Source organism: Gluconobacter sp. (assembly GCF_047722525.1).
Lineage (GTDB): Bacteria > Pseudomonadota > Alphaproteobacteria > Acetobacterales > Acetobacteraceae > Gluconobacter.
In genome coordinates this window covers 1-19,348 of the sequence record NZ_JBDNYY010000026.1, presented here as the reverse complement: position 1 = coordinate 19,348, position 19,348 = coordinate 1, and the positions used below count along the sequence as shown (strand labels likewise).

Annotated in this window: 20 protein-coding genes; 11 read left to right on the top strand and 9 right to left on the bottom strand. The window is 61.9% G+C overall.

Annotation, left to right across the window (positions count from 1 at the left end; all coding sequences use genetic code 11):
• On the bottom strand, window positions 1-326 hold a 326-nt coding region (locus ABF859_RS13685), incomplete at its 3' end, for a hypothetical protein (RefSeq protein ID WP_415528261.1).
• A gap of 168 nt (window positions 327-494) precedes the next feature.
• On the opposite strand from ABF859_RS13685, the gene ABF859_RS13680 reads away from it, so the two are divergent.
• From ABF859_RS13680 to ABF859_RS13660, 5 genes are all read left to right on the top strand, one after another.
• Window positions 495-749, top strand: a complete 255-nt coding sequence (locus ABF859_RS13680) for a sulfurtransferase TusA family protein (RefSeq protein ID WP_415528260.1) — start codon at window positions 495-497, stop codon at window positions 747-749.
• A gap of 97 nt (window positions 750-846) precedes the next feature.
• Window positions 847-1,098: an exodeoxyribonuclease VII small subunit gene (locus ABF859_RS13675; RefSeq protein WP_415528259.1), complete on the top strand. Its 252-nt coding sequence runs from the start codon at window positions 847-849 to the stop codon at window positions 1,096-1,098.
• Window positions 1,095-2,000: a polyprenyl synthetase family protein gene (locus tag ABF859_RS13670; RefSeq protein ID WP_415528258.1), complete on the top strand. Its 906-nt coding sequence runs from the start codon at window positions 1,095-1,097 to the stop codon at window positions 1,998-2,000. Before ABF859_RS13675 ends, ABF859_RS13670 begins: the two co-directional genes overlap by 4 nt.
• A gap of 4 nt (window positions 2,001-2,004) precedes the next feature.
• The gene (gene dxs / locus ABF859_RS13665; RefSeq protein ID WP_415528257.1) at window positions 2,005-3,987 is read left to right on the top strand and encodes a 1-deoxy-D-xylulose-5-phosphate synthase; all 1,983 of its coding nucleotides are present in this window, start codon (window positions 2,005-2,007) and stop codon (window positions 3,985-3,987) included.
• Between the two features lie 7 nt (window positions 3,988-3,994).
• Window positions 3,995-4,759 carry a TlyA family RNA methyltransferase gene (locus tag ABF859_RS13660; protein WP_415528256.1) on the top strand — a complete coding sequence of 255 codons (765 nt, stop codon included), beginning with the start codon at window positions 3,995-3,997 and terminating at the stop codon, window positions 4,757-4,759.
• Here ABF859_RS13660 and ABF859_RS13655 read toward each other — a convergent pair.
• Both ABF859_RS13655 and ABF859_RS13650 read right to left on the bottom strand, forming a co-directional pair.
• Complete coding sequence (locus ABF859_RS13655) at window positions 4,680-5,285, bottom strand: TetR/AcrR family transcriptional regulator (RefSeq protein WP_415528254.1); 606 nt, start codon at window positions 5,283-5,285, stop codon at window positions 4,680-4,682. The two genes, ABF859_RS13660 and ABF859_RS13655, sit on opposite strands and share 80 nt — an antisense overlap.
• 5 nt (window positions 5,286-5,290) lie before the next feature.
• Window positions 5,291-5,758, bottom strand: a complete 468-nt coding sequence (locus ABF859_RS13650; protein WP_415528253.1) for a DUF1348 family protein — start codon at window positions 5,756-5,758, stop codon at window positions 5,291-5,293.
• A gap of 155 nt (window positions 5,759-5,913) precedes the next feature.
• On the opposite strand from ABF859_RS13650, the gene rlmN reads away from it, so the two are divergent.
• The 3 genes from rlmN (at window position 5,914) to ABF859_RS13635 (ending at window position 8,980) form a co-directional block, all read left to right on the top strand.
• Window positions 5,914-7,137, top strand: coding sequence for a 23S rRNA (adenine(2503)-C(2))-methyltransferase RlmN (gene rlmN, locus ABF859_RS13645; protein WP_415528262.1), 1,224 nt, complete (start codon window positions 5,914-5,916; stop codon window positions 7,135-7,137).
• A gap of 77 nt (window positions 7,138-7,214) precedes the next feature.
• Complete coding sequence (locus ABF859_RS13640) at window positions 7,215-8,447, top strand: argininosuccinate synthase (protein WP_077803082.1); 1,233 nt, start codon at window positions 7,215-7,217, stop codon at window positions 8,445-8,447.
• A gap of 26 nt (window positions 8,448-8,473) precedes the next feature.
• Window positions 8,474-8,980, top strand: coding sequence for an FKBP-type peptidyl-prolyl cis-trans isomerase (locus ABF859_RS13635; protein WP_415528252.1), 507 nt, complete (start codon window positions 8,474-8,476; stop codon window positions 8,978-8,980).
• 29 nt (window positions 8,981-9,009) lie between these two features.
• On the opposite strand, the gene ABF859_RS13630 is transcribed toward ABF859_RS13635, so the two are convergent.
• A complete protein-coding gene (locus ABF859_RS13630) occupies window positions 9,010-9,552 on the bottom strand; it encodes a thymidine kinase (protein WP_415528251.1) in 543 nt (180 codons plus the stop codon).
• 94 nt (window positions 9,553-9,646) lie between these two features.
• On the opposite strand from ABF859_RS13630, the gene ABF859_RS13625 reads away from it, so the two are divergent.
• On the top strand, window positions 9,647-10,132 hold the full coding sequence (locus ABF859_RS13625; RefSeq protein ID WP_415528250.1) for a c-type cytochrome: 486 nt from the start codon (window positions 9,647-9,649) through the stop codon (window positions 10,130-10,132).
• A gap of 53 nt (window positions 10,133-10,185) precedes the next feature.
• Window positions 10,186-11,175: a tryptophan--tRNA ligase gene (gene trpS / locus ABF859_RS13620; protein WP_415528249.1), complete on the top strand. Its 990-nt coding sequence runs from the start codon at window positions 10,186-10,188 to the stop codon at window positions 11,173-11,175.
• A gap of 4 nt (window positions 11,176-11,179) precedes the next feature.
• Here the strand turns inward: trpS and lpxB are convergent, their stop codons facing one another.
• The 5 genes from lpxB to rpmI form a co-directional block, all read right to left on the bottom strand.
• Window positions 11,180-12,427 (bottom strand): lipid-A-disaccharide synthase, encoded by a 1,248-nt coding sequence (lpxB, locus tag ABF859_RS13615; RefSeq protein ID WP_415528247.1) that lies wholly within the window; start codon window positions 12,425-12,427, stop codon window positions 11,180-11,182.
• Entirely contained in the window at window positions 12,424-14,892 is a 2,469-nt protein-coding gene (pheT, locus tag ABF859_RS13610; RefSeq protein ID WP_415528246.1) for a phenylalanine--tRNA ligase subunit beta, read from the bottom strand. Before pheT ends, lpxB begins: the two co-directional genes overlap by 4 nt.
• A gap of 1 nt (window position 14,893) precedes the next feature.
• Window positions 14,894-15,964: a phenylalanine--tRNA ligase subunit alpha gene (gene pheS, locus ABF859_RS13605; protein WP_415528245.1), complete on the bottom strand. Its 1,071-nt coding sequence runs from the start codon at window positions 15,962-15,964 to the stop codon at window positions 14,894-14,896.
• 97 nt (window positions 15,965-16,061) lie between these two features.
• Window positions 16,062-16,418 (bottom strand): 50S ribosomal protein L20, encoded by a 357-nt coding sequence (rplT, locus tag ABF859_RS13600; RefSeq protein ID WP_011251849.1) that lies wholly within the window; start codon window positions 16,416-16,418, stop codon window positions 16,062-16,064.
• A 13-nt stretch (window positions 16,419-16,431) separates the two neighbouring features.
• The gene (gene rpmI, locus ABF859_RS13595; protein ID WP_011251850.1) at window positions 16,432-16,635 is read right to left on the bottom strand and encodes a 50S ribosomal protein L35; all 204 of its coding nucleotides are present in this window, start codon (window positions 16,633-16,635) and stop codon (window positions 16,432-16,434) included.
• 308 nt (window positions 16,636-16,943) lie between these two features.
• Between rpmI and ABF859_RS13590 the strand changes: the two genes are divergently transcribed.
• Window positions 16,944-19,348 (top strand): glucose/quinate/shikimate family membrane-bound PQQ-dependent dehydrogenase (locus tag ABF859_RS13590; RefSeq protein ID WP_415528244.1); only part of this gene is annotated, 2,405 nt, incomplete at its 3' end.

The following is a 19,348-nucleotide window of genomic DNA, read 5'->3' as shown; positions in this document are numbered from 1 at the left end:
AGGGCAAAATGCACCATGCCCGTCCCCAGAATGGATGTTGCCAGCGTGATGATCCCGGTAATGACCGCCCGTCCCCCGATCAGGCGGTCCAGCTTTCCGTTGACGACACGATTCCCCTCGTCAACCTTTGTCTCCAGCAGCTTCATCTGATCCCGCAGAAACGAGATTTCCTGCCGCATTTCGGTACGCAGTTCCTCGTACCGATCCGACAGCCCTCCCGCGATCGTCTCCAGTCGCAGGACCCGGTCCTCGAGCATCCGAAGCGTATAAGCGCGTCTCTCATTTCCATCAGCCAGACTGATTGCCTGACTTTCCCCATCCGACATGCCGTCCCCCAAATAAAAAAAGCGCTCCCCGAGGGGAACGCTTTTGTGGCATTAAGCCATTAATATAGAAACAAACACGCGGTTTATCAACGAAAACCTGAAACCCGTCGTCAAGCACAGGCAAACCCGGCTTGGCCCTCTCAGCCGATAGGCGCATACTCACGCCCCATGACTGCTCCTCCGACAGAAACTCTCCTTGATCTGCGTGGTCTGGCCTGTCCGATGCCAGTCCTCAAGGCTAACCGTGCCCTTCGGGACATGCCGCCGGGTGCGAAGCTGCGCATCCTTGCGACGGACCGCGCCTCAGTGGCGGATTTCCAGTCCTACTGCCGCGAAACCGGTCATGCGCTCATCGCGTTCACAGACACCGCAGGCGTGCTCTCCTTCGTGATCCGGCGACGTGCAGAAACGTCACCGTCCTGAAGAAACTCCAGCGTTCCCATGGTCGGGGCTGGCAAAAACTGTCTTCTGCCTGTAATCCCCTCGCTACCTTGTTCCAAAGTGTGCCTTGAGGCTCTTCATGCCCGAACCCGTTGATGCCATGTCTTTTGAGGATGCCCTCTCCGAACTGGAGCGGATTGTCCGCGGCCTTGAAGGCGGGCAGATGAAGCTCGAGGACGCTATTTCCGCCTATGAACGCGGTGCTGCCCTGCGCAGACACTGTGACGCGAAGCTGGGAGAGGCCGAGATGCGTGTCCGCGCCATCGTTCAGAATGATGACGGCACGACAGGCACGGAGCCTCTTGCCGATACCGGAGAGTCCGGCCGATGAGTGCCCCTACCCCGTCTGTTTCCCTGAAGGACGCGCTCGCACGCGCCTGTTCCGAGATCGAAAACACGATCGACGCCCTGCTGCCCATGGTGCCGGGAGACGAGTCCGTTCTTCTCGATGCCATGCGTTATGCTGCCCTGGGCGGCGGCAAGCGTCTGCGTGGCTTCCTGGCCGTCGAAGTAGCAACCCTCTTCGGCGCCGACCGCAAGGCCGCCCTGCGTGTGGCCGCCTCGGTCGAACTGCTCCACGCCTATTCGCTGGTGCATGACGATCTTCCCTCCATGGATGACGACGACCTGCGACGCGGACGTCCTTCCACGCATAAGCAGTTTGACGAAGCCATCGCGATTCTGGCCGGTGACGCGCTGCAGACGCGTGCCTTCGAAATCCTCGTCGAACCCGAAACCAGCCCCAACGCGACCGTCCGCGCCAATCTGGCCCTTGCCCTTGCGCAGGCTTCCGGCTCTGCAGGGATGGTCGGCGGTCAGGTGATCGATATCCGTGGCGAAGGCCGTGCCCTGCCGCTGGATCACGTCCGCCGCCTGCACGCCCTGAAAACCGGTGCCCTCATCCGCTATGCCGCGGAGTCCGGCGCCATTCTGGCAGGTGTGGACGACGACCGTCGCGCGGCCATCGTGGCCTATGGCCGCGATCTCGGGACCGCCTTTCAGGTGGCCGATGATGTGCTGGATTCTACCGCCACCGCCGAGGAACTCGGCAAAACCGCTGGCAAGGACGAAGCCAGCGGCAAATCAACCTATGTCTCCCTGCTTGGCATTGACGGTGCCCGTGCCGAAGCCCGCCGTCTGAGCGACCGGGCCCGGGAGGCCCTTTCATCTTTCGGTGCACAGGCCGACGCCCTCAGGGCACTGGCAGATTATGTCGTCGAGCGCAGGAACTGATCCCATGAGCAAGAACTCCTCCACGATTCCCACCTATGGCCGTTATCCCGAACTGGATCGCGTCCGCTTCCCTGCCGACATGCGGAACCTGTCCGTTGACCAGCTCAAGCAGCTTGCCGACGAACTGCGCTCTGAAACCGTCGATGCCGTCTCCACCACGGGCGGCCATCTTGGTGCCTCTCTCGGCGTTGTCGAACTGACCGTCGCCCTGCACGCCGTTTTCAACACCCCGGACGACCGCATCATCTGGGACGTCGGACACCAGGCCTACCCGCACAAGATCCTGACAGGCCGCCGCGACCGCATCCGCACCCTGCGCCAGCCTGAGGGCCTGTCCGGCTTCACCCGCCGCGCGGAAAGCGAATACGATCCGTTCGGCGCCGCTCATTCCTCCACGTCCATCTCGGCTGGCCTCGGCATGGCTGTCGCGCATCACCTGCGCGCGGAAGAAGACCCGAGCTACCACGAACGCAACGTCATCGCTGTGATCGGTGACGGGTCGATCTCCGCAGGCATGGCCTATGAAGCCATGAACAACGCCGCCGTCGCAGGCCCCGGTGCAAACCGCCTGATCGTGGTGCTGAACGACAATGAAATGTCGATCGCCCCTCCGGTCGGTTCGATGTCGGACTACCTGTCGCGCCTGATGTCCTCGCGCCAGTTCTTCAGCCTGCGCGATCTCGCCGGCAAGGTCGCCAAGCGCCTTCCGGGCAAGATCGAGCGCACTGCCAAGCGCGCCGAGGAATATGCCCGCGGCATGATCACGGGCGGCACGCTGTTCGAAGAACTCGGCTTCTACTATGTCGGTCCGGTCAACGGCCACGACATGAGCCAGCTCGTGCCAATCCTGCGCAACCTGCGCGACGCCGACGATCAGGGCCCGATCCTGCTGCACATCATCACCGAGAAGGGCCGCGGCTATAAACCCGCCGAAGCCGCCGGTGACAAGTACCACGCCGTCAGCAAGTTCAACGTCGTCACGGGCGAGCAGAAGAAGGCCCCGGCCGGTCCGCCGAGCTACACGTCCATCTTCAGCCGCGAACTGATGCGCCGCGCCAAAACCGACGACAAGCTGGTGACGATCACCGCCGCCATGCCGTCCGGCACGGGTCTGAACGCTTTCGCCAAAGCCTATCCGGACCGCTTCTTCGACGTCGGCATCGCGGAGCAGCACGCTGTTACCTTCGCTGCAGGTATCGCATCCGAAGGTCTGCGTCCGTTCTGCGCGATCTACTCCACATTCCTGCAGCGCGCCTACGATCAGGTCGTCCATGACGTTGCCCTGCAGAACCTGCCGGTCCGCTTCGCCATCGACCGCGCCGGTCTGGTCGGTGCCGATGGCGCCACCCACGCCGGTGCCTTCGACCTGAACTATCTGTGCTGCCTGCCGAACATGGTCGTCATGGCGCCGTCCGATGAGATCGAACTCCTGCACGCCACGGCTACAGCCTGCGAGTATGATGCCGGCCCGATCGCCTTCCGCTACCCGCGTGGCAGCGGCATCGGTCTGGACCTCCCCGAAAAGGGTGAAGTCCTCGAAATCGGCAAGGGCCGCATCGTACGCGAAGCCCGTCGCGCACCGAATGCCCGTGGCGGTGTCGCCATCCTGTCGCTTGGGCCGCGTATGCACGAATCCCTGCGCGCAGCCGATCAGCTCGCGGCACAGGGCGTTCCCGTCACGGTCGCGGACGCCCGTTTCGCCAAGCCGATCGACAAAGCACTGGTCGAGGACCTCGCACGCCAGCACGAAGTCTTCATCACGCTGGAAGAAGGCGCCATTGGCGGCTTCAGCAGCCTGGTCGTTCAGCACCTGGCCGAGACCGGCCTGCTGGATCAGGTCAAGTTCCGTCCGATGGCCCTGCCGGATCGCTACATCGATCACAACACGCAGGACGCGCAGTACGAAGATGCTGGCCTGACCGCACCGCATATCGTGCGCACCGCGGCAGACGCCCTGGGCGTCGAAGTCGCCCAGCAGTCCGCCTGAACGACTGATGGCCAAACGCCGCGCCGACCAGCTCCTCGTTGACCGGGGGCTGGTCGAAAGCCGGACACGCGCACAGGCGCTGATCATGGCGGGCCTCGTCTATACGAGTGACCGCCGGATCGCGAAAGCCGGTGATCAGCTTCCCGAAGACGCTCCCCTCGCCCTCAAGGGGCAGGATCATCCCTGGGTATCGCGTGGCGGTCTCAAGCTGATCCACGCCATCGAGCATTTTGGGCTGGACCCGAAAGGCCGCGTCGCAATCGACGTCGGGGCCTCGACAGGCGGCTTCACGGACGTCCTGCTGACTAATGGCGCTGAAAAGGTTTACGCCGTCGATGTCGGGCATGGACAGCTTGCCTGGAAGATCCGCTCGGACGAGCGCGTTGTCGTCATGGAAAAGACAAACGCCCGCGCCCTGACGGCCGAACAGATTCCCGAACCCGCGGGGATCGTGGTCTGCGACGCAAGTTTCATCGGCCTGCGCACCGTCCTGCCCGCAGCCCTTGAACTGACGACCCCGGATGCCTGGGCCGTCGCCCTCATCAAACCGCAGTTCGAAGCAGGACGCGGCGAGGTCGGTGCAAAAGGCGTCGTCCGTGACCTGGCCGTCCACGAACGCGTCTGCGAAGAGATCCGGGAATGGTTCGCCGCCCTCCCCGGCTGGGAAGTTCTGGGAATCGAAGCCAGTCCCATTACGGGTCCTGAAGGCAATCGCGAGTTCCTGATTGCCGCGCGTCGGACGCCTGCTGCGAAACCTGAAGCCGCAGCCTGAGCGCGTCCATGCGTCTGGCAAACACGTCAGGCTCCCTGCGGGCCTGGGCCAGAACCAGTGCTCCCTGAATGCCACTGACGATGTCCTCCGCCAGATCGCGCGCCTCACGCTCCCCCCAGCCTGATCGCTGCAGAAACAGTCCCATCACCTCCTCCCATCGGATAAAATAGGTACGGATCTGACTGGAAAATGTATCTTCCGTTTCCAGCGCAAACAGCCCCATGAGACAGATCCGCCGCCCAGACTGGAAATAGGTCTCAACGCTTTCAAACATGCGCTGAAGGCCATGGTCAGGGCTGACAATCTCTTCCAGAGGCCGAAAGATTTCCTCTTCGAACCAGCGATGAACATGCGCCAGCACCTCGCGCGCCATCTGCTCCTTTCCATCCGGAAAAAAATTATAAAGGCTGCCTTTTCCCAGCCCTGTCGCTGCGGTCATTCGCCCCAGAGAAGCCCCCTCGTAGCCATGCCGGCGAAATACCTCGGCAATGTTTCCAAGCACGGCATCCCTGTTCCGACGCACCATTGCACTCAGAGCCCCAGTTCCGTCAGCCCCGGATGGTCCGCTGGCCTGACAGGACCCTCCCAGCGGAAAAGGCGCTCCTCTTCCCGGATCGACACGTCATTGATGCTGGCATGCCGTACAGCCATCAGACCAGCCGCATCGAACTCCCAGTTTTCGTTCCCATAAGACCGCCACCACAGGCCAGCCGCATCCTGCCATTCATAAGCGAACCGCACAGCGATACGGTTATCCTCAAACGCCCAGAGTTCCTTGATGAGACGATACGTCCCCTCACGACGCCATTTATCTGTCAGGAAGCGAACGATTTCCGTGCGTCCCCGAATAAAGGCATCCCGGTTCCGCCAGCGACTGTCTTCCGTGTAGGCCAGCGCAACCCAAGCAGGATCCTGCCCGTTCCAGGCATCCTCAGCAGCGCGGACCTTTCGGATTGCAGCCTCACGAGTGAACGGTGGGACGGGTGCACGTGTGGCCATGACTTCTGCTTCCAGTCAAAGAAGGACAACCTCGACTTTGTACCGATTGGTACAAATAATCCAGTCCCTATTTGGAAATCTCCCTCCAGACCATGCCGCTGATTCCCACTTTCCCTTGGAAATCCGCCTCCGCTCCGTGCTATGGCTCCGCCGCCATGACAGCCCTGACCCATCCCGATATCCGCCCCCGAATCAACTCCGTCGCCTCTGACGACCTGAACGCTGCCGAACGCGAACGCATCCACGCGAAATCCGCCCTGTTCGCGCCGCCCGAAGCGCGACTGGCCGACGGACGCCGCGATCTGGTGGGTCTGTCACGCGAAGAACTGGCCGCGCTGATGACGGAAATCGGCGAGAAGCCTTTCCGCGCCAAGCAACTCTGGCACTGGATCTACCATCAGGGCGCGACCGATTTTTCGGCAATGACGACCATCGCCAAACCCATGCAGGCCAAGCTTGCCGAGCATTTCGTCGTCAGCCGCCCCACGACCGCAACCGAACAGACCTCCGTGGACGCGACGCGCAAGTTCCTCTTCCGCTTCCGTGACGGTCAGGAAGCCGAAACCGTCTATATTCCGGATCGTCGGGAAGACCGCGGCGCCGTCTGCATTTCCTCGCAGGTCGGCTGCACCCTGTCGTGCACCTTCTGCCACACAGGCACCCAGAAACTCGTCCGCAACCTCGGGCCGGCCGAAATCGTAGGCCAGTTCATGGCCGCGCGGGACAGCTACGGCGAATGGCCCAGCCCGAGCGCGGACATGCCGCGCTACCTGTCCACCATCGTCCTGATGGGCATGGGCGAGCCCCTCTACAATTATGAAAACGTCGCGAAGGCCATGCGGATCATCATGGACGGCGAAGGGATTGCCCTGTCCCGCCGTCGCATCACGCTCTCGACCTCCGGCGTGGTCCCGATGATGGACCGCTGCGGCGAAGAACTTGGCATCAACCTCGCCATCTCCCTGCACGCCGTGACGAACGAACTGCGCGACCAGATCGTGCCGCTCAACCGCAAATACCCGATCGAAGAGCTGATTGCCGCCTGCCGCCGCTATCCGGCCGCGTCCAATTCCCGGCGCATCACCTTCGAATACATCATGCTCCGTGGCGTGAACGACAGCGAAGCCGATGCCCGCGAGCTCGTACGTCTGATCCGCGACCTGCCCGCCAAGGTGAACCTCATCCCGTTCAATCCCTGGCCCGGCTCGGATTTCCAGCCCTCAACCCGCCAGCAGCTCGCGAAATTCGCCAATATCGTGATGGACGCTGGCTTCGCCTCTCCCATCCGCACGCCACGCGGTCAGGACATCCTCGCAGCCTGCGGTCAGCTGAAGACCGAAAGCGAACGTCAGCGCCGGTCCACCACCCCCGACGCCTGACATTCGCCCGGTTTCCCTCTTCTCCCCAAGATGCTAGAAACGCTTCTCAAACGAAACACACCAAGGACCACGCAGTTATGAGCGCCCACCAGGACGTCAAGAAAGTTGTGCTCGCCTATTCTGGCGGCCTGGACACTTCGGTTATCCTCCGCTGGCTCCAGAAGACCTATAACTGCGAGGTCGTCACCTTCACCGCCGATCTCGGTCAGGGCGAAGAGCTGGAACCGGCCCGCAAAAAGGCCGAGATGTTCGGCGTCAAGGAGATTTTCGTCGAGGATCTGCGCGAGACCTTCGTCAAGGATTTCGTGTTCCCGATGTTTCGGGCCAACACGCTCTACGAAGGCCAGTACCTGCTGGGCACGTCCATCGCCCGCCCGCTGATCGCCCAGCGCCAGATCGAGATCGCCGAAGCCGTCGGCGCCGACGCCGTGGCCCATGGCGCAACCGGCAAGGGCAACGACCAGGTCCGTTTCGAACTGGGCTACTATTCGCTCAAGCCGGACGTGAAGGTCATCGCACCGTGGCGCGAGTGGGACCTGACGTCCCGCACGAAGCTCCTCGCCTTCGCTGAAGAGAACCAGATCCCGGTCACGAAGGACAAGCGCGGCGAAGCTCCGTTCTCCGTGGACGCGAACCTTCTGCACTCCTCTTCCGAAGGCAAGCTGCTCGAAGATCCGTCGATCGGTGCCGAGGAAATCGTCTTCCAGCGTACGATCTCGCCGGAAGCCGCTCCTGACGTCGCAACCGAAATCGCCATCGACTTCGTCAGCGGTGATCCGGTCGCCATCAACGGCGTCGAAATGACCCCGGCGACCCTGCTCACCCGCCTGAATGAACTGGGCCGTGACAACGGCATCGGGCGTCTCGACATCGTGGAGAACCGCTTCGTGGGCATGAAGTCCCGCGGCATCTACGAAACGCCGGGCGGCACGATCCTGCTAGCCGCACACCGCTCGATCGAGAGCATCACGCTCGACCGCGAAGCTGCCCATCTCAAGGACAGCATCATGCCGCGCTATGCCGAGATCATCTATAACGGCTTCTGGTTCTCGCCGGAGCGCCGGATGCTTCAGGCCCTGATCGACACCAGCCAGCATTCCGTGACGGGCCGTGTCCGCATGCGCCTGTACAAGGGCAACGTGACGTGCGTGGGTCGTGAAAGCCCGCACAGCCTGTATGATACCCGTGTCGTGACTTTCGAGGACGACGAAGGCGCCTATAATCAGCAGGATGCCCAGGGCTTCATCAAGCTCAACGCCCTGCGCCTGCGTCTGGGCGGCCAGATCGGCCGTCGTGGCGGCACGCTCTGATTTCTCAACAGACTCCCCGGGGGACCATGACCAGTCTGATCCGTCTTACATCCGCTTTCGCCCTGTGTGGCGCCCTCGCCCTGACAGGGTGCGCCGGTGGCCACAAGCATGTGGATGACTCCGACCTGACGCCCGAGCAGTTCATGGCAAAAATCCATGCGACCCCGGGTATCAAGACCCTGCCGGACGGCCTGTCCTACAAGGTTCTCCAGTCGGGGCCCAAGGATGGTGACAGCCCTCATCACGGCTCCACCATCATGGTCATCTACGAAGGACGTCTCCCGGACGGCGGCATCTTCGACAGCTCCGACCAGCATGGCAGCGGCGCCTATATGGAAATGCCGCTCGACGGTCTCGTACAGGGCTGGCTCGAAGCCCTGCCCATGATGCATGTCGGTGACGAATGGATGCTCTACCTTCCGCCAAATCTTGGCTATGGCAAGCGCTCCATGGGCATCATCCCGCCCAACAGCCCCCTGATCTTCAAGATCCGTCTCCTGGGCGTCAATAACGGCGGCGGCAGCCAGCAGTAAGGCCGCTTCCCCCTTCCGGATCAGTCCTCTCAGGGCCTGTCCGGAAGGGTCCAGTGCGCATCACAGCGCGCTTCATAAAGCTCCTGATCGCCCGTCTCCAGCAGATGGCCGGTCTCATGGGTCTTCGCGGTCCAGGCCGCAGGCGCCCCACAGACATGACAGCGGGCCGTCAGGGCAATGACCTCGTCCGCTTCCTCCATCAGTCGTGTCATGACGTCAAACGGCACACGCCGGTAATCGGTATCCAGCCCCCCGACCGTCACATCCGCACCACATGCACGCACAGCCCGGATATCCTGAACGATATCGCCCCGGTAATGCGGCGCGACCCAGAACTGCCCTTCATCCAGAACGATATGGCGGTAGCGATCCGCGTCCTCGGGCCAGGCATTCGCAGACACAGCGGCAAGATGTGATCCGTCCCGACTCACAAGCTCGGAACCGTCCCGGGTATCAAAGCCCGGCTTGAGCGCCAGAACGTCTGTCTTGCTTTTCGCAGCGGCAATCAGATGCGCGGATTTGCCCGCAAACATGGGCCCCACATACACTACAAGACGGCCTCTGACGGTCATGGTATCTCCTTCCGATAGCGCCATGAGCCCTATTCCGAGCGTTTTGCCAAGCCCGGCCTTGCTGAAACGCCTCCGAAAATGCCACAACGACAGTGTGATCAGAATTGACCCCGCTGTCCGGCTTCCCCTGTTTCTCGCCATTTCCATGGTGATTGTCTTCGTGATCGGCCATGCCTGGGAAAATCGTGTTCAGGCTCCGCGCGAATACTCCAATGAATGCAGTATCTGCCATCACGGCGGCCACGGTCAGGTCTCTGAAATCGCCCCCATTTTCGGACGTGTCGGCCCGATAGCCGAAACCCCTGCCGGCCATCATTATCTCGTCGATGTCCTGCTTTACGGGCTGGACGGCTCCATCACGGCTGGCGGCGGCCATTACAACGGCGCCATGCCGTCCTTCCAGCGCCTGCCCGACGACGAAATCGCGCGGATCCTGACCTTCGTCGCGAGTCAGGAAATGTCCGGCAACGCACCGACCTTCACTGCCGCAGACATTGCCGCCGCCCGCACGCATCCGATGTCCGCATCGGAGGTTCTGCAGGAACGGCAGAAGCTGGACCTCCAGACACCCGTCCGATGAACCGCGTCATCCTTCCCCTTCCCTGATTTTTTCAGAAACTGAAGACTGAATTCATGCAGCGCGTATTTTCCGGCATCCAGCCAACCGGCATTCCCCATCTGGGCAACTATCTCGGAGCAATCCGCAACTGGGTCACGCTGCAGGCAGATCATGACTGCGTCTTCTGCCTGGTGGACCTGCATTCCATCACCATGCCCTGGGACCCGCAGACCCTCCGCGAACAGACACTGGGATCAACCGCCTGCCTCCTCGCAGCCGGTATCGAACCCACCCGCCTGTACAACCAGTCCGCCGTCAGTGCCCATGCCCGTCTCGGCTGGATCTTCAACTGCGTTTCCCGCCTCGGCTGGCTGAACCGCATGACCCAGTTCAAGGACAAAGCCGGCAAGAACCGCGAAAACCATTCGGCTGGGCTCTATGTCTATCCGAACCTGATGGCCGCCGACATCCTGGCCTTCCACGCAACCCGCGTCCCTGTCGGCGAAGACCAGCGCCAGCATATCGAACTGACCAACGATATCGCCCAGAAGTTCAATCACGACATGGGCGTGGAGTTCTTCCCGCAGGTCGAGGCTTTCATCCCACCCGCCGCTGCCCGCGTCATGAGCCTGCGCGATGGCAGCAAGAAAATGTCCAAATCCGATCCGTCAGAACAGAGCCGCATCGTCCTGACCGACACCGCTGATGACATCGCCCTGAAAATCCGCCGCGCCAAGACCGACTCCGAACCACTCCCCGGCGAAATGGACGGCCTGAGCGAGCGCCCAGAAGCCCGCAATCTTGTCTCGATCTATGCCGCGATGTCGGATGAAACGCCGGCCGCCGTTCTCAGCCGTTTCAGCGGCCAGGGTTTCGGTCCATTCAAGAATGCCCTTGCGGATCTTCTGGTGGAGCGTCTGGCCCCGGTTGCCACTGAAACGCAGCGCCTGCTTCAGGACGAGGCGCATCTCCTGTCAGTCCTGCGCGCCGGCGCCGAACGCGCCAACAGCATCTCCGAACCGATCGTTCAGGAAGCCGAACGCCTCGTCGGCTTCCTGCGCTAGGGTCTCAGCGTTTGGACGACCGGGAAACCGGCTCGTTCAGAAGATCCATGATCTCGGCCGCCGCGGCATCCGCAGGCGTCCCGACAGGTGGCGAGAGCATGTCGAGCACGTCGGCAAACGCCATGCGCTGCTTCTCGGCCATCTGCGGATCGCTCAGCAGCTTCGAAACCATCTCGGCAAGTTTCTTCGGCGTACAGTTTTCCTGAAGCAGTTCGGGCACGACCTCCCGTCCTGCCAGCAGATTGACCATCGCCACATGCGGGACCTTGATCAGACGACGCGCAATCGTCGCCGTCACCGGATTGACGCGATACGTCACCGCCATTGGCACATTGCCCATCGCCAGTTCCAGCGTGGACGTCCCTGACTTGGTCAGCGCACACTGCGCCGCCGCAAAGGCATCATGCTTGTCATGAATGTCGGTGACGATATGCGGCTGGATCGGCCATTTCCGGATCAGATGACGGATGGTCGGCGCAATCACGGGCGCAACCGGAATAACCGGACAGATATCCGGATACTGCACCCGCAGGATATCCAGCATCTTGCGGAAAGCCGGCAGAAGCCGGGGCGCTTCCGAACGCCGGCTTCCCGGCATCAGGATCACGACCGGCGCATGAGCCGGAATATTGTGCCGCAGCCGGAACCGCTGGCCGTCCCCGTTCCGAACACCTGACTGAAGGACCGGATGGCCGACAAAGCGCCCTTCCAGCCCGCGCTGGGAAAACCATTCAGGCTCGAATGGCAGTAGACACAGAAGCCGGTCCCACAGTCCCGGGAACTCCTTGACGCGTTTTTCGCGCCACGCCCAGACCTGCGGTGCAACGTAGTGAACGCGCTTGATCCCCGAACGCTCGATTTTCTGTAACAGTCGCAGGGTAAAACCCGGACTGTCGATCGTCACGACCAAATCGGGCTTGCGCAGTTCGATATCCTGCACGGCTTCCAGTAACCGCTGCGACAAATGGCGCAGACGGGGCACGACTTCGACCAGCCCCATGACTGCCAGATCGCTCATAGGAAACAGGCTGTGCAGCCCGAGCGCTTCCATACGGCCGCCGCCGACCCCGGCAAACACCAGCGACGGATCCTGCGCATGAAGCGCCTGCATCAGACGTGCGCCAATCACGTCTCCGCTGGCCTCACCTGCCAGAATCCAGATCACCCGCCCGTAACGGGGCAAGGGCGTGGTCTTTTGGGAAGGATCCCCTGAAGACTGTCCGTCAGATCCGGATTCTGGAAGAGAGTTCATCGACGCAGCACAGCCCCTGTTGCCTTGAGAACAGCAGCTTCCACCGATTTGGAAACCGCTTCAAGCTGCGTATCCGTAAGACTCTCGGTCTGTGGCTGCAAGACCACTTCCACACCAAGAGAACGATGGCCCTCCGGCAGACTACCGCCTTCGAACACGTCAAACAGCCGGACATCCTGCACCAGATTGCGATCCGCCATCCGCACGGCCTTCAGAACAGCCTGGATTTCCACATCCGGACCCGCCACGAAAGCGAAGTCACGCCGGACAGGCTGCAACGGCGACAGCACAGGTGCCGAGCGACGTTTGACTTTCGGCTGGGGCACCTGATCCAGATAGACCTCGAAGGCCACCACAGTCCCACTCAATCCGAGCGCCCGCGCCACACGCGGATGCAGTTCACCAAAACTGCCCAGAACCATTTTCGGTCCCTGTCGCACCTGACCCGACCGACCCGGATGATAGAATCCCGGAGCATCCGCCGTCACGGACAGCGCCGCTTCCGGCACACCCAATGCCACAAGTGCCGCACAGAGATCCGCCTTCGCGTCCCACAGGGTCGCTTCGCGCGCCGCGATACCCGGTTCACGCGCCGTCAGACCGGCCCGCAGACCCGCCAGACGCAGATGCTGCCCGGTTGCATCAAAGCTCGGTCCGACCTCGAACAACGCTCCCTCACCCGACAGCCCAAGCCCGCGGGCGAGATTACGCGAAAGCGCCCGCGCCAGATTGATCAGCGGCGTCGGACGAAGCTGATCCAGATCCGTGGCAATCGGGTTCAGCAGATGCTGCGCTTCCGGCACCTCCCCGAACAGCGCCGCATCATCCTGCGCCACGAACGAGAACCCGACCGTCTCCGTCAGCCCACGAGCCGCACAGACCCGCCGCAGCAGAGCCGCACGGGCCTGAAGGGGCGTCACGGCCGGAGCCGGAACAACCGTCGCCTGCGGCAGTGCCACCGCCGGAACATTATCCAGCCCATAAAGCCGCAGCACTTCCTCAAGCAGGTCGCATTCCGCTTCCATGGCCTGAACACGGCTGGCAGCCCTGATGGCCACATCTTCGTCCAGCGTCGGGGCCTGCGCCAGAACCTGCCCGGAGGCAACGTCATTACGCCAGGACGGCACAAGGAACGTTGCAGCCTCGTCCGAGCGCTCCCTTACTTCGAAACCCAGATGCTCCAGAGAGCGCACGGCATCCTCAGCCTCAATGTCCACGCCACCCAGCGTCTTCAGACGCTCGAAACGCAGCGTCGCCGTCCGCTTCCAGTCCGGCAGGGCGCCGGCTTCGGTGATCTCGCTCACCTCACCGCCACACAGATCCCGGATCATGGTCGTCGCGGCCTCAAGTCCGTTAAGAACCTGCGCCGGATCGATCCCACGCTCGAAACGCTGCCGCGCATCGGTATGAATGGCCAGCCGACGCCCCGTCAGCGCAATCCTCACAGGATCGAACAGAGCGGATTCCACGAACACATCGGTCGTGTTCTCGTCCACACCACTGTTCTCACCGCCGATCAGACCGGCAAGCGACTGCACACCAGCCTCATCAACGATGACCATATCCTCGGTCCCGAGCACATATTCGCGCCCATCAAGACCCGTAAACGTCTCGCGGGCCGCATGCGTCACCGTCAGCGTATCGCCCTTAAGTTTTGCAATATCAAAGACATGCAGCGGGCGACCGAGATCGTATGTGAGGTAGTTCGTCACATCAACGAGCGCGGAAATCGGCTTGACCCCGACTGATTCCAGACGGCGTTGCAGCCAGTCCGGGCTCGGCCCGTTCTTCACACCCCGGATGACACGCCCGACTATATACGGACAGGCCGGATGCTCGGTCTTCCATGTCAGCGCAGACGGGAAATCGCCCTCCACCGCTTCCGTAAGCCAGGGCTTCAGTCGGCCGATGCCAGCGGCGGCCAGATCCCGCGCAATCCCGCGAATGCTCAGCGCATCACCCCGGTTGGGCGTAATCGCGATCTCAATGACCGGATCATCCAGTTCCGCATAGGCCGCATAGGATTCCCCGATCGGCGCCGCTTCGGAAAGCTCGGCAATGCCATTGCTTTCCTCACCGATCCCCAGTTCACGCAGGGAGCAGAGCATGCCGCCACTGTCCTGCCCGCGGATCTTGCCCTTCTTGATGGTGATGTCGAGCCCCGGGATATAGGTTCCCGGCGCTGCAAAGATCACATGCAGTCCAGCCCGTGCATTGGGCGCACCGCAGACGACCTGAACATCTTCAAAACCACCGCCAGCGGCCACTCGACAGACCTGAAGCCGGTCGGCATCCGGGTGACGATGCGCTTCCACGATCTTGGCAGTCCGGAAACCCACCAGACGGTCCGCAGGGTTTTCAACACCCTCGACCTCAAGCCCGATGACATTCAGCCGGGCGCAGATATCTTCAACAGAAGCCGTAAAATCAAGGTGTTCACGCAGCCAGGAAAGAGAGAACTTCATGTCACACGCCCTCCGTCAGCGTGGCGGGCGAAAACGCCGAAAATCCGTAATGACGCAACCAGCGCAGATCGCTTTCATAAAAGGAGCGCAGGTCAGGAATACCATTCTTCAGCATCGCCAGACGCTCGATCCCCATCCCGAACGCAAAGCCCTGCCATTCGGACGGATCCAAGCCACAGTTCGCCAGAACCCGTGGATGGATCATCCCCGATCCGAGAACCTCGAGCCAGTCAGAGCCGCCGCCGATTTCACCGGTCGCCTTCGACCAGCCAATATCGACCTCCATGGAAGGCTCGGTGAACGGGAAGTAAGAGGCCCGGAAACGGACAGGCAGATTCGGCTTGTCGAAATAGACACGCAGGAACTCGATCAGGCAGCCTTTGAGATGCCCCAGCGTGATGTTGCGATCGACCACAAGACCTTCACACTGATGGAACATCGGCGAATGGGTGGCATCATGATCGGCACGATACGTGCGGCCGGGGGCAATGATCCGGATCGGCGGCTTTTCACCCAGCATGCTGCGGATCTGTACACCGGAGGTCTGCGTACGCAGAACCCGTGGTTCCCCCCCCTCGGTCTGCGGGGGCAGATAGAACGTGTCGTGCTCGGTCCGCGCGGGATGATGATCCGGCGTGTTGAGTGCCGAGAAGTTGTGCCACTGGCTCTCGATATCCGGACCTTCGGCAACGGAAAATCCCATCGCGCCGAAAATCGCCGTCATTTCCTCAATGGTCCGGCTGATGGGATGGATGGTGCCCGTGACAATCGCAGGGGCCGGCATCGTCACATCCACACGCTCGGAGCGTAGACGCGCCTGAAGGGCTTCTTCCTCGATATCACGGCCGCGAGCCTCGACAGCAGCCGTCAATTCATCGCGCAGCCGGTTCAGCGCCTGACCGCGCTCCTTGCGCTCCTGAGGCTCCAGCTTGCCCAACTGCTTGAGCAGACCCGTCAGCGCACCGGACTTGCCCAGCGTGCCGACGCGGATCGCGTCCCACTGCGCGCGATCCTGCGCTCCGGCCAGCGCAGCCAGCGTATCATTCCTGAGTATATCGAGATCGTCAGCCATACCGCCCATCCCCTGCAGCACAAAACAAAACGGGCCGCCCTGATAACAGGACGGCCCGCCAGTCACCAGACCCCCAAGGGGATCAAGCCGGAAAAGCTCAGCCGAGAGCGGCCTGGGCCTTCTTCACGATTTCACCGAAAGCGGCGCTATCGTCAAAAGCGATGGCGGCGAGAACCTTACGGTCGATCTCGATACCAGCCTTGTCCAGACCATTGATGAAGCGGCTGTACGTCAGACCATGCTCGCGGACGGCAGCGTTGATACGCTGGATCCACAGGGCGCGGAAATCACGCTTCTTGTTGCGACGGTCACGATACGCATAACGCAGCGCCTTCTCGACGCGCTCCAGGGCAATACGGTAGTTCGTGGACGAACGACCGCGATAGCCCTTGGCGAGCTCGAGAACCTTCTTGTGACGGGCGTGCGACGTTACGCCCCGCTTGACACGTGCCATTTACCTTATCTCCTTACGAAAGCCCGTAGGGCGCCCACTGCTTGATTGTCTTCGCATCCATGTCCGTCATGGTCTGGGGACCACGGTTGGTGCGCTTCATCTTCTGCGGACGGTTGATAAGGCCATGGCGCTTGTTGCCCGGGCCGCACATCACTTTGCCGGTCGCGGTGATCTTGAACCGCTTCTTGACCGACGACTTGGTCTTCATCTTGGGCATTTCGGTCTCCCTCGCCGTAAACGATTGGTCCTGCATGCAGCGGGACTCTGCACGGCCGGGCATGCCACTCGTGGCCCGGACGCGTGCGCGGAGCGGTGTCCATATCCCAGCCCAAAGTGTTCTGCAAGCGCATTATTTTCTTGAACGCTCAATCATAAGTACCCCCTTTCCTCAAGTCACGACGACGTGAAAGTCCTCACAGTGACGTGAGCAATATGAACCTTCTGACATCTTGACCCTTGATGTCCATCCATGTGCTTTGTCCGGAAGTCACCGTGATGCATCAGAACAACAGATCCAGGAACATCATGAGCACAACATCCCGGCCAGGGCTCTGGGCCCTGATAACGGCCGCGGTATTCGCGCTTTGCGGCGCGATCCTTACCGTTGGCGGCGCATGGGTCGCTGCCATCGGCGGCCCTCTTTATTATGTTCTCCTCGGCCTGGCGCTCCTCGCCACGGCTTTCCTCTCATTCCGGCGCAATCCGGCTGCACTCTATCTGTTCGCAGTCGTCGTGTTCGCAACGGTCATCTGGGAACTCACCGTTGTCGGTCTCGACATCTGGGCCCTGATCCCGCGGTCGGACATCGTCATCATCCTCGGCATCTGGCTGCTGCTGCCGTTCGTCTCCCGCCAGATCGGCGGTACGCGGACGACCGTCCTGCCACTCGCAGGAGCCGTTGGCGTCGCGGTCCTGGCCCTGTTCGCCAGCCTCTTCACCGACCCGCACGACATCAGCGGCGAACTGCCGACGCAGATCGCAAACGCCTCCCCTGCCGACCCGGACAACGTCCCGGCCAGCGAATGGCATGCTTATGGTCGCACGCAGGCCGGTGACCGCTGGTCGCCGCTGAACCAGATCAATGCGTCCAACGTCAGCAACCTCAAGGTCGCCTGGCATATCCACACCAAGGATATGATGAACTCCAACGATCCGGGCGAAGCGACGAACGAAGCGACCCCGATCGAGTTCAACAACACGCTTTACATGTGCTCCCTGCACCAGAAGCTGTTTGCGGTTGATGGTGCCACCGGCAACATCAAATGGACCTACGATCCGAAGCTCCAGATCAACCCGGGCTTCCAGCATCTGACCTGCCGTGGCGTCAGCTTCCACGAAACGCCGGCCAATGCGACCGATTCCGAGGGCAATCCCGCACCGACGGACTGCGCCAAGCGCATCATCCTGCCGGTCAACGATGGCCGCATGGTTGAAGTCGATGCCGACACGGGCAAGACCTGCTCCGGCTTCGGCAACAATGGCGAGATCGATCTGCGCGTTCCGAACCAGCCTTACACGACGCCCGGCCAATACGAGCCCACCTCCCCGCCGGTCGTCACGGACAAGCTGATCATCGCCAACAGCGCCATCACCGACAACGGTTCGGTCAAGCAGGCTTCGGGCGCCACGCAGGCATTCGACGTCTATACCGGCAAGCGCGTCTGGGTGTTCGATGCATCCAACCCGGATCCGAACCAGCTTCCGGATGACAGCCATCCTGTCTTCCACCCGAACTCCCCGAATTCCTGGATCGTGTCGTCCTACGACCGTAACCTGAACCTCGTGTACATCCCGATGGGCGTGGGTACTCCCGACCAGTGGGGCGGTGACCGCACGAAGGACTCCGAGCGTTTCGCTCCGGGTATCGTTGCGCTGAACGCCGACACCGGCAAGCTCGCCTGGTTCTACCAGACCGTTCATCACGATCTGTGGGACATGGATGTTCCGTCCCAGCCCAGCCTCGTGGACGTGACGCAGAAGGACGGCACGCTTGTTCCGGCCATCTACGCTCCGACCAAGACCGGCGACATCTTCGTCCTCGACCGTCGCACCGGCAAGGAAATCGTCCCCGCTCCGGAAACCCCGGTTCCGCAGGGCGCAGCCCCCGGCGATCACACCAGCCCGACCCAGCCGATGTCGCAGTTGACCCTGCGTCCGAAGAACCCGCTGAACGACTCCGATATCTGGGGTGGCACGATCTTCGACCAGATGTTCTGCAGCATCTATTTCCACACCCTGCGCTACGAAGGCCCCTTTACGCCGCCGTCGCTCAAGGGCTCGCTCATCTTCCCGGGCGATCTGGGAATGTTCGAATGGGGCGGTCTGGCCGTCGATCCGCAGCGTCAGGTGGCTTTCGCCAACCCGATCTCCCTGCCGTTCGTCTCCCAGCTCGTTCCCCGCGGACCGGGCAACCCGCTCTGGCCTGACGAAAACGCCAAGGGCACGGGTGGCGAGACCGGCCTGCAGCACAACTACGGCATTCCGTATGCCGTCAACCTGCATCCGTTCCTGGATCCGGTGCTGCTGCCGTTCGGCATCAAGATGCCCTGCCGTACGCCACCCTGGGGCTATGTCGCCGGTATTGACCTGAAGACCAACAAGGTCGTCTGGCAGCACCGCAACGGCACCCTGCGTGACTCGATGTATGGCAGTTCCCTGCCGATCCCGCTGCCGCCGATCAAGATCGGTGTGCCGAGCCTCGGTGGCCCGCTCTCCACGGCTGGCAACCTCGGCTTCCTGACGGCGTCCATGGATTACTACATCCGTGCGTACAACCTGACGACGGGCAAGGTGCTGTGGCAGGACCGTCTGCCGGCTGGTGCACAGGCAACGCCGATCACCTATGCCATCAACGGCAAGCAGTACATCGTGACCTATGCAGGCGGACACAACTCGTTCCCGACCCGCATGGGCGACGACATCATCGCCTA

Coding starts and splice junctions, on each gene's coding strand:
- trpS (WP_415528249.1), top strand. CDS start 10,186: ATGCAGCGCGTATTTTCCGGCATCCAGCCAACCGGCATTCCCCATCTG.
- dxs (WP_415528257.1), top strand. CDS start 2,005: ATGAGCAAGAACTCCTCCACGATTCCCACCTATGGCCGTTATCCCGAA.
- ABF859_RS13640 (WP_077803082.1), top strand. CDS start 7,215: ATGAGCGCCCACCAGGACGTCAAGAAAGTTGTGCTCGCCTATTCTGGC.
- ABF859_RS13650 (WP_415528253.1), bottom strand. CDS start 5,758: ATGGCCACACGTGCACCCGTCCCACCGTTCACTCGTGAGGCTGCAATC.
- pheT (WP_415528246.1), bottom strand. CDS start 14,892: ATGAAGTTCTCTCTTTCCTGGCTGCGTGAACACCTTGATTTTACGGCT.
- ABF859_RS13670 (WP_415528258.1), top strand. CDS start 1,095: ATGAGTGCCCCTACCCCGTCTGTTTCCCTGAAGGACGCGCTCGCACGC.
- rplT (WP_011251849.1), bottom strand. CDS start 16,418: ATGGCACGTGTCAAGCGGGGCGTAACGTCGCACGCCCGTCACAAGAAG.
- ABF859_RS13630 (WP_415528251.1), bottom strand. CDS start 9,552: ATGACCGTCAGAGGCCGTCTTGTAGTGTATGTGGGGCCCATGTTTGCG.
- lpxB (WP_415528247.1), bottom strand. CDS start 12,427: ATGAACTCTCTTCCAGAATCCGGATCTGACGGACAGTCTTCAGGGGAT.
- ABF859_RS13660 (WP_415528256.1), top strand. CDS start 3,995: ATGGCCAAACGCCGCGCCGACCAGCTCCTCGTTGACCGGGGGCTGGTC.
- ABF859_RS13635 (WP_415528252.1), top strand. CDS start 8,474: ATGACCAGTCTGATCCGTCTTACATCCGCTTTCGCCCTGTGTGGCGCC.
- ABF859_RS13655 (WP_415528254.1), bottom strand. CDS start 5,285: ATGGTGCGTCGGAACAGGGATGCCGTGCTTGGAAACATTGCCGAGGTA.
- ABF859_RS13675 (WP_415528259.1), top strand. CDS start 847: ATGCCCGAACCCGTTGATGCCATGTCTTTTGAGGATGCCCTCTCCGAA.
- pheS (WP_415528245.1), bottom strand. CDS start 15,964: ATGGCTGACGATCTCGATATACTCAGGAATGATACGCTGGCTGCGCTG.
- rlmN (WP_415528262.1), top strand. CDS start 5,914: ATGACAGCCCTGACCCATCCCGATATCCGCCCCCGAATCAACTCCGTC.
- ABF859_RS13680 (WP_415528260.1), top strand. CDS start 495: ATGACTGCTCCTCCGACAGAAACTCTCCTTGATCTGCGTGGTCTGGCC.
- rpmI (WP_011251850.1), bottom strand. CDS start 16,635: ATGCCCAAGATGAAGACCAAGTCGTCGGTCAAGAAGCGGTTCAAGATC.